At 51.5% G+C, this 8,040-nt stretch carries 5 protein-coding genes; 2 read left to right on the top strand and 3 right to left on the bottom strand.

The annotated features are described in order from the left end of the window. Positions 1 to 393: 393 nt before the first annotated feature. A complete protein-coding gene (locus tag VE954_RS00410) occupies positions 394 to 822 on the bottom strand; it encodes a type II toxin-antitoxin system death-on-curing family toxin (protein WP_324948487.1) in 429 nt (142 codons plus the stop codon). Further along, complete coding sequence (locus VE954_RS00405; RefSeq protein WP_324948485.1) at positions 819 to 1,058, bottom strand: hypothetical protein; 240 nt, start codon at positions 1,056 to 1,058, stop codon at positions 819 to 821. Before VE954_RS00405 ends, VE954_RS00410 begins: the two co-directional genes overlap by 4 nt. 335 nt (positions 1,059 to 1,393) lie before the next feature. Between VE954_RS00405 and VE954_RS00400 the strand changes: the two genes are divergently transcribed. Further along, positions 1,394 to 2,473: a class I fructose-bisphosphate aldolase gene (locus VE954_RS00400; RefSeq protein ID WP_324948483.1), complete on the top strand. Its 1,080-nt coding sequence runs from the start codon at positions 1,394 to 1,396 to the stop codon at positions 2,471 to 2,473. Between the two features lie 5 nt (positions 2,474 to 2,478). Here the strand turns inward: VE954_RS00400 and VE954_RS00395 are convergent, their stop codons facing one another. After that, positions 2,479 to 5,184, bottom strand: coding sequence for a response regulator (locus VE954_RS00395; RefSeq protein WP_324948482.1), 2,706 nt, complete (start codon positions 5,182 to 5,184; stop codon positions 2,479 to 2,481). Positions 5,185 to 5,578: 394 nt separating this feature from the next. Between VE954_RS00395 and VE954_RS00390 the strand changes: the two genes are divergently transcribed. After that, entirely contained in the window at positions 5,579 to 8,032 is a 2,454-nt protein-coding gene (locus VE954_RS00390) for an AarF/ABC1/UbiB kinase family protein (RefSeq protein ID WP_324948480.1), read from the top strand. Positions 8,033 to 8,040 lie beyond the last annotated feature (8 nt).

Raw genomic sequence — 8,040 nt, 5'->3', positions numbered from 1 at the left:
AGGTAATGATTCTGAAGTTGCTGAACCCACAAGCTTTTTGTCTTTGGATGTCTGGGACATGGATGAAGCCTCATTTCCGCCACTTTCATTATACTAATTTATCGGCAGAAACTGTCTCATACTTGGCTGAGATATAGGGAGATGAAGCGACAGGTCTTGATCGAGTCAATCTAGTCTTTTTCACGAACTACCCGATTGAGTATCATGCGAAATCCACTCCCTCTTTAACCCATATCGATGTAATCTCGTTGACCCCTATGGTGCCAATCAAAACTGACACCCCTATTCATGATCTTCAGCACGCAATTAATTTGTTTGGCAGGATTCCCAATACGTTTGACGAGTGAATTCTATTAGCCTTAAGCGGGTACGATCTGATGAGTTGCGTTATTCTTACGGTATGATGTTATCAAAGATGTACTGCATCGCATCGTTCTGGGAATACTTTGCAAGACCTGTGGCCGGGTCCTTTGAAAAGCCCCAGATCAGATCATTGAGGCGGTTTTCGTCCATATAGAGTGAATAGCCGTTGTTAGCAAGAAAAAACCAAGCTGCAAAGATAGCTGTGCGTTTGTTTCCGTCCATGAAGAACTGGCCTTCTGCGATTCGATACAGCAAAAGGCCAGCCATCTTTTCAATTGGCAGGTGCATATACCCTGCTTGAGACTGATAGAAAATCCCAGCAAGACAGCCAATCAAATCCCCGGCTCTTACAAGCCTATGCTGTTGTTTGCAGGTCGAATCTTTTCTGTATGCATCCTCAATTGCCCTGCGATTAAGGCCTTCTACTTCACGGGCCTGGAGTTCGATGAGCCTTATCATTTTGCCAGTTTGTCCATGAGCAAGCTGTTATCCCGCAGAAATTTGTCCATTTCATCATCTGTTACGGGCCCTCTTTGCTGAGCCGCAAGGCGCAAACGAGGATCTATGAGCCAAGCTTCCAGAGCCTGATTCATGATGAAAGTGAACGACAGGCCGGGATTTTTTTGGATTATATCATCGACCTTTTGAGCAAGATCAGGGCTAATATTAAAGCTTTTCTTGATTGGCATGTTCATGGCCGAAGCTCCTCCTACTGCCCATTCTACCTGTATTATCGGATAATATACAATAATACTTTAGAATATTCCAATTAAAATAATATTTCCATATAGTTAGCATCAAATGACAAGAAATGGATGTCGCTTAATGGCGGGTTTCTGATTTTTTTTGCTCATGTTTGCGACTCTAGTTACGGCAAATCCGGGAAGAAATGGAGCGCGGAATAAAACACTACCAGGGACGAACAGGGCTCGAGTCTTCCGTTACAGGGACTCGGCCCTTTTTCTTTTGTCCCCTCCCTCAAAGTCCGTTAGGGTAAAGCGCTGACACGACTTAGGATGGGAGTAATTCTATGGCCGAAGTTTTAACAACGTCAAAAATTGAAGCGCTTCTGGGCAAGGATGCGAAAATGCTTCTGGAGCATCGTTGCGAAACGATCCCGAAGAACCTGCTGCATTTACCGGGACCTGATTTTATCGACCGGGTGATGGTGCACACCGATCGCAAACCGGCGGTGCTGGGCAACCTCCAGCGGCTCTACAATGCAGGGCGTCTGCGGGACACGGGTTATGTTTCCATTTTTCCCGTCGACCAGGCGATTGAACACGCAGCCGGCGCGTCGTTTGCCATGAATCCTGCCATGTTTGACCCTGAAACCATTGTGCGCCTCGCCCTGGAGTCTGGATGCAACGGCGTGGCCTCGACCTTTGGTGTGCTGGGGGCCGTGGCACGCAAGTACGCCCACAAGATTCCATTCATTGTGAAGATCAATCATAACGAATTTCTGTCCTATCCCAACACCTATGACCAGACGCTGTTCGGCAGTGTTGAGAAAGCGTTTGAGATGGGAGCCATCGGCGTGGGGGCCACCATTTATTGGGGCTCGGAACAATCCAGGCGACAGATTCAGGAAATCTCGGAAGCGTTCGAACAGGCCCACGCGCTGGGGATGTTCACCATCCTTTGGTGTTATCTGCGCAACAATGCGTTTAAAACCAAAACCCAGGACAATCATCTGGCCGCGGATCTCACGGGCCAGGCCAATCACCTGGGTGTCACCATTCACGCTGATATCATCAAACAAAAGCTGCCTGAAAATAATCGCGGGTACCTGGATCCTGAATTAAAAGGCTTCGGCAAAACGCACAACCTCGTTTATGACAAACTCTCCACGGATCATCCCATTGATCTGACGCGATACCAGCTTGCCAACTGTTACATGGGACGCATCGGTCTGATCAATTCCGGTGGAGCGTCGTCAGGCGCCGATGACCTGGCCCAGGCGGTTCGCACGGCCGTGATTAACAAGCGTGCGGGTGGCATGGGTTTGATTGCAGGGCGACGTGCCTTCCAACGCCCCTTTGCTGAGGGAGTGCAACTGCTTCAGGCCATCCAGGATGTGTATTTGGATCCCAAAATCACCATTGCGTGACAGGATCACGTTCGAAGGCCATTGCTAACCCAGATACCAGCGGGGTGAGCCAGCCGAGCAACGGTGGCCACCAGCTCAAGCGCATCCAGAGGTTTGGTGAGATGTGCATTGAAACCGGCCCGCTGGGTGTGCTGACGTTCATCGACCATGGCATGCGCCGTGAGCGCCACAATCGGTTTTTTGAAACTGTTGGCCCGCAACGTCTGAAACACCTGATAACCATCCATTTCGGGCATTTGGATATCCAAAAGGATAATGTCAAAAGGCTGCGCACTCGCCAGGTCAATCGCATGGCGCCCATCTCCCGCTGTCGTAACCAACGCACCGCTTTTGGCCAGAAAATTCTTCACCAGAAAAAGATTATCCGGTGAATCATCGACAGCCAGGACGCGGAGCCCACGCAGTTCGATCGAATCAATCGACGGGAGCGGCGTCTTGATTTGCGGTTCATAAGGAGCCGTGGCTTCACAGGCTTTAAATTGAACGCAAAATACCGAACCCAGACCAGGCGCAGAAAACGGAATATCGATGCGGCCACCCAGAGCTTCAGCCAGACGCTGCGACAGCGCCAGGCCCAGCCCTGTGCCTCCAAACTTTCGCGTCGTGGAATTATCCGCCTGCGCAAAAGGTTGGAACAGTCGGGTGATCTGTTCCGAACTCAGTCCAATACCGGTATCTTTGACATCGATCGTGATCAGCAGAGCATCCTCAACCGGACGGGCGTGACAATTGATGTGCACGGTGCCTTTAGCTGTAAACTTTATCGCATTACCGACGAGGTTGACCAGGATCTGCCGCAGGCGTAGGGGATCGGACGTGATACGCTCGGGAACGCTCGCCTCGATATCCGCGGACAGCTCCAGATTTTTTTGTCGGACGCGATCCTTGAAAAGGAGCATGATTTCATCAATAAGCTCCGGTAGGGAAAAATCCAAAGTTTCCATTTCCAATCGTCCGGCTTCGACCTTGGCCAGGTCCAGAATATCGTCGATGATCCGGGTGAGCGCCTGCCCGTTCCGCATGATGGTATCAACAAAGACATCCCGTTCCGCGTTCGGCAGCTGTGGATCCCTCAAAAGAGCCGTAAAGCCGAGAATGGCCGCCAATGGCGTGCGAATCTCGTGACTCATATTCGCCAGGAAATGACTCTTGGAAAGACTCGCGGCCCTGGCTTCATCGCGGGCTTTGACCTTGTCCGTGACGTTGACCCAGTGACTGAAAACCCCATAAGGCTTGCCTTCGTCATCCTGAATACGAGTCAGGCTGAAATCCACATAGCAATCTTCCAGCGATCCGCCAGCGCTACGAACCACTTTCGCTGGAAATTCCTGGGCAATAAAGGTTTCGCCTGTGTTATACACCTGTCGAAAAAGTTCAAAGACAGGCTGTTCTTTGAATTCGGGCAAGGCTTCATCGAGGGCCTTGCCGATTAAGTCACGACCTTCGAAAAATTTTTCAAACTGAGGGTTCGCGAGTTCAAAAACAAAACCGGGTCCCCTCCAAAGCGACATTGGAGCCGGAGAATCACGGAAAATGACTTCAAATTTATGCTTCTCGGCCGAAAGTTTGAGTTCGGCTTCCTTGCGCTCGGTGATATTGCGTGAGGTTCCGAAAAAGCGCAGCGGCCTGTTGTCATCGTCGTAGGTGATCTCACCTTGAACTTCAATCCAGAATACTTTCTTGTCCGTAGCGCGTACGACACGGCACTGGGTGGAATACGGGGTATGGTTGGCAATCGCAGCCCGTCCGACCGCCCTGGTCTGCTCACGGTCATCCGGGTGAATCATGGCTTCCAGCTCATCCGGCGTCAAAGATTCAGCATTCGTGCCCCAATCGAGTCGCATCTGCCGATTCAAATGAATCTGATCCAGACGCAGATCCCAATCAAAAAAACCAACCTTGGATACGGTCATGGCGCGGCTCAGCTGTTCTTCGGTCTGCTTGAGACGCAGTTCACTGCGTGCCATGCGGGTTCGATTGATCACCCGATCCGTCACTTCACTATGAATGGCAATCACACCCATGGGCTTGTGCCCCGGCTCGCCCAGGGGATAATAAGCAGCCTCCACCCAACGATCATGGGGCATGGATCCGATGGAAGCCGGAACCTGGATTTCCTTCACAAAACAGGGTTTTCCGGTCTCAAAGACGCTGTCGATGTAAGGGGTGTAAATATCCAGTTCATCCGGACTGAAAACATTCTGCAGAGGTTTGCCACCAGCCGGGCGGCGGTTAAAGTTATCATAGGCACTATTGGAGAACGTGATGCGCCTGGCATCACCGGTCACCACACAAATGGGAATAGGTACGAGCTGAAAAAAACCATAAAGATGTTGGTGAGCCTCGTTTTCGCTATTTTCGCGTGTGGAGGCCGCCAGCTGCAGACACCGGTCCAGAAAACGATGCAGGGGACCTGGATCCACCGAGCGTGGCAAAGCGCCACTCACAACCTCGCGCAGAAGGCAGAGTTCGCTCATGATCGACGCTAAAGGTAAGCAAGTCCACAGTGCCGTGTGCTGTGTGGTGCGATCGACTCCATGCTCAAAGGCAAGCACTACATTTTCGAAGAGCTCGGGGAGCATGGGCCCAAAAAGAGATGGGCATTGGCTCTGCGCGTGCAGTTTCTCTTTGAAATCAGACAGAATCCTCGGCCCCATCTGGCGCAAAAGTGCGGCAGCATCCAAATTGCCGATGTGCTCATGGGATTCCATTCCAACTCCCTCCGACGTCTGCGTTCCCTATTGCCTCTTCTAACAGAAAAGAGGTCGATGGGGAAACCTCCGACCTCGCGCCAGGGAAACCAGGACGCCGGTCAGCAAACGCAGTCCCTGCAATTTATATGCGATATCATGGACTTAAAAACATTAAGTCCATAGAACGTCCATCAGCAACGTCACACGTGTTGGAAACAGCATCTTTTATCGTGCATTTATCTTGGCTTACATCAAAAGCCTGAGCTTTCTCTGTTTCCTCTGTCATCGCACCTCGTGGAATGGGCTCATGAATAGCCCAATTCGTCAGGGGTTTCACGCCCTTAAAAGACCACGGGAACGGTATGATCATTGCTCTTGAGAAAGGACAGACCCGAACGCAAAGGATGCAACCGTGAAAAAAATCAGTGGCGATTTCATTCGCTCGATCGAGCAGAAGACCGAAGCCAGCTGTGCATCCTTCCAAGGAACACGGGTCGAACTCCTGCAGTCGCTCCTGGTAAGTCTTTCAGCCAGCCCCATTGATACGCCTCCGGCAGCTCTGGAAGCTTTTTTCGTGGTCCTGAAAATTATGGAGTTGGATATCAGCCTGCAGGCGCTCAAGGAACGCGATAAACAGCAGCTCCGTGAAACAGCCGAGCGCTGTCTGCTCTTCTGCCAGATTCAGCCGGTGTCCTCGCAGCACAGCTGGCTCTATTCCAAACTGCATCTTAAGTTCGCCGAACATAAATTGCAGGGTGGAGCTCATTGGGAAAGTTTCGTGCATACAATGATAGCGGATCATATGGGGCGCGATGGTCGTGACTTTGTGGAACTGACACCACTGCTGCGTGGCATTCAGTCCTGGCGTCTGGGTCATATTCGAATCGCTCAGGTGACGCTTGCTGTTTACGACCATGACACACCTGCCAACGTCGAGGAACACTGGCAGAGCCAACGCCTGCTTCTGCGCATTCAAAGACTCAGTGGCGATGCCGTGCAGACGCAAGCGCGGCTGCATCTTTTACAAAGTATTTTTCGCCATGATGCAGAAAAATCCATGGTCCTCGACTACGAAGAAGCCGTCACCCATATGCGGCTGACTGGCGATCCAAAAAATCTCATGCTCTGTCTGAAGCGGCACAAGTCGAGGCTGGAGCCTTTGGATATATTTTTGGGCCAGCTCTGGCTGTTCGCATCCAAGCAGCGCGAACCCTGGAAGGACCTGACAGGAACAGTTCGGCAGAAAGCCAAAGAAAAAACCGAAGCGCTCTATCTCCTGGAAAGCCAGGCCAGTCGGTTGGTGCAGTTTATGGAACAGCTCTATAATTCCGATCTGGCCATGCTGCAAAAAATTGAACGCCTGGGCCGTCATTTAAAGGACATGCATGAACTCGCCGATCCCGAGCTGGCTCTGGTGTTCCTGGCCGCGGTCATTCGTTGGCTCTATCGCAGCCGCCAGAATCAATTTGCCACCGTGCTCACCGATGAGTATCGCGCCCTCTCGCTACGTTACTCCGACGGCCAAACAGAGGATGGGCTCGGGTTGATTCAGGAAATCGTCCAGGCCCTGCCCGTTGTCACCAGTCGCGCGGATGAGATGGAGGATCAGCAGCTCTATGTCGGTCGCACACCTCGCATTTTAAAAATCACGCGTCTTTTGGCAAAGTCGGCTTATCTGGCCTCAAAAAGTAGAGGCCAACCGCTGGAGAACGTCTCCGAAGAGTTTCTGCACGAACTCGAAACCGTCATGGGTGAACTCAAAGGTCCGATTATGAAATTCGGTCAGCGCTTGGCTTTTCATGGCCGTCTGACCCCGACTCATCGCGAGATCATGCAGAAGATCCTGTCCTCCGCCCCTGCTCTGCCTTTTCCTGTCATGCAGGAACGCCTGGAAAAATCCCTGGGCCAGCCCATACATGACGTGTTTGCTGAATTCAACACCAAACCCATCGCCGTCGCCAGCATCGGGGAAGTGTTCTGGGCTCGACTCAAGGATGGACGTGAGGTTGCCGTCAAGGTGAAATATCCCGGCATCGAAAAAATTATCCGCACGGATATGTTTCTGATGAAACTTCTGACGCCGTTTTATCGAAACTATCTTGATGCTGACGAGCTGTCCCGCGTGCTCAAGGAAATCGAGCACAGATTTTTACGGGAGTGCGATTACCTGCGGGAGGCCAGACAGCAGACCGAGATGGGGCGTATCTTTGCCCATGATCTGGATTTTATCATCCCCGAGGTTTTTCCAGAATTATCCAGCGAGGACGTCCTGGTTTCCACTTATGTGGCAGGTCCCAGAATGGATGAATTCATTCGAAGCGCCGATCAAAAGTCTCGCAACACGATAGCCGCCAGGTTTTTGAAATTTTCGGTTTTAAGTCCGATGAAGCATGGCATCATGCATATCGATCCGCATCTGGGAAATTTCCTGGTGCAGGGGGACAGGCTCGTGATTCTGGATTTCGGTGCCGTCTATCATCTGCCGCAGCATCTGATGGAAAGCTATCGCCGTCTGGAGCATGGACGCGTCGCAGGCAACCTGGAAGGCGTTTATGCGGAGATGGTGCAGCTCCGGCATCTGGACCCGAAGATTCTGAGTCTGGCTCAGTTCAAGGAAAAAATCGGACCGATCATGGTCATGCCTTTGGATCAGGATCGCGTGCGACCCTATGTTTTACCGGGTGAAATGACTTTTCAAGATTATCTGCAGGTCCATGGCAAGGAGAAGGCCATGGCCCTGGATGACGAAACGTTTTTTCCCGCCATGGTCTGGAGTCACTTTCCCGACATCTTCTCCTGCCTGGGTGCGGAACTGAACTGGCATCAGCTGATGCGCACCGTGCTGGCGGAAATAGAAATTTCATAAACAGTGGA

Source organism: Oligoflexus sp. (genome assembly GCF_035638955.1).
Lineage (GTDB): Bacteria > Bdellovibrionota_B > Oligoflexia > Oligoflexales > Oligoflexaceae > Oligoflexus.
The sequence above is the reverse complement of the archived record's forward strand: the minus strand, read 5'-3'. Positions and strand labels throughout refer to the sequence as shown.

Bases quoted from the DNA above. Each gene is read 5' to 3' on its own strand.
- VE954_RS00410 (WP_324948487.1), bottom strand. From the start codon at position 822: ATGATAAGGCTCATCGAACTCCAGGCCCGTGAAGTAGAAGGCCTTAAT.
- VE954_RS00405 (WP_324948485.1), bottom strand. From the start codon at position 1,058: ATGAACATGCCAATCAAGAAAAGCTTTAATATTAGCCCTGATCTTGCT.
- VE954_RS00400 (WP_324948483.1), top strand. From the start codon at position 1,394: ATGGCCGAAGTTTTAACAACGTCAAAAATTGAAGCGCTTCTGGGCAAG.
- VE954_RS00395 (WP_324948482.1), bottom strand. From the start codon at position 5,184: ATGGAATCCCATGAGCACATCGGCAATTTGGATGCTGCCGCACTTTTG.